At 45.3% G+C, this 1,368-nt stretch carries 1 protein-coding gene; it reads right to left on the minus strand.

From position 1 onward, the window contains the following. Positions 1–40 precede the first annotated feature (40 nt). The gene (locus tag KDK14_RS04090) at positions 41–1,309 is read right to left on the minus strand and encodes a ferrous iron transport protein A (protein WP_257263746.1); all 1,269 of its coding nucleotides are present in this window, start codon (positions 1,307–1,309) and stop codon (positions 41–43) included. Positions 1,310–1,368 lie beyond the last annotated feature (59 nt).

A 1,368-nucleotide genomic window follows, 5' to 3' on the forward strand; every position in this document is an offset into this window, starting at 1 on the left:
AATTAGTTCCATAATACTGTAAATTATCTACAGGATTGCCTCACCAACGGTTAAAAAGGCGGGCAGGATTTAAAGTTCTTTTTAGCCAATTTACCCTAAGGGATGTTAGTGATACTTTTGTTCTGAGAGGCAAATCGCTACGTTTTATAGTGTTTCTGTATATCTGAAATACTTCATTTCCCGTACCGGGTCGCTGTATGATTGGTTGACCATTCTTCTTTGCTGCCAACAACCTGTGCTTCACACTGAGGTCAAGTTCTGCTTCCAGAACTTGTTGGCAAAAAGCTTCCACACTGTCAGCTTTTCCAAGACGAAAAGCACTGTAGAGACACGGCTCCCGTGGCCATACATCATGTTTAGCTGTTATCAGATTCTCTTTGATCGCAACGCTGAGATTACTTGCTAAAACCAGTTGACAAAAAATGTTAACACACTCACTGTGATTCTTTTCCATGGCTTCGTGCAAAGCGGGCGCTCGATAAGCATAAGCATGCCCGACAGAGATAGCCGCTAGCTGTATTTGTTTCCACCGATCATCGTTATTTGTTGACAGTATCCATTTGCAATAGGCGCAGGCAAGGTCAGCGTAGCCATCTTGCATAGCCAGAAACAAGCCTGGCGTGTGGTTTGAAGGGGCTTGAGGTGCCAGCAATTTTTGCTTCACCTCAACTTTCAGGTTACTGCATTGTACCTGATCGAAAAAGGCCCTGATGCAGTCGATATGACCTTTTTTGAGCGCTATGTACAGACCGGGAATACCGGCATGATTTATGGCTTCGAGCTGTGTTTGCTTTGTCTGCTCATCACAGTGGCTGCCCAGTATTTGCCGACAATACTGGTTGACAAGTTGAACATTGCCCGACCCCAGGGCATCGGAGAGTTGGGAAGAAACATCACGGTCATTAGTGTTGGACAAAGACTGATTTCTGCCAACTGAAGGATTGTTAAATGCCACTGCATTTGCACCCAAACCATTGACCGTAGCATTTCTACCATTAGCTGAAGGACTCACTTCAGCTATCCCGACTTGAGGTGCAGTACCTTCAAGCACACCTGCCACTCTGTCGATAATGGATTGGCTGACATTTTGCCGTTCTGGCGGGGTAAGCCCCAGTTCTTCCAGCCGACGTTTGACTGATTTAGCATGACCATCTAAAGCCCGGTTAATTCTGGCGATTTCGGTATGCTTTACGTCATACAAACTCCCGAAAACAGAATTGGTAGATGTATCAGCCGGGCGGAGGTCAAGGTTATTACGGATGACATTGATATTTGCACTGGAATTATTGGCCTTATTACCCGCAATCATACGAATTATTCCTTAAGCTGGTTATGGTGGCTCAGGCAATTTAAGGCATTCCTTTGACG

This window comes from Endozoicomonas sp. ONNA2 (assembly GCF_024606365.1).
Lineage (GTDB): Bacteria > Pseudomonadota > Gammaproteobacteria > Pseudomonadales > Endozoicomonadaceae > Endozoicomonas.

Excerpts from the sequence above, each read along its gene's own strand:
- KDK14_RS04090 (WP_257263746.1), bottom strand. The coding sequence starts at position 1,309 with ATGATTGCGGGTAATAAGGCCAATAATTCCAGTGCAAATATCAATGTC.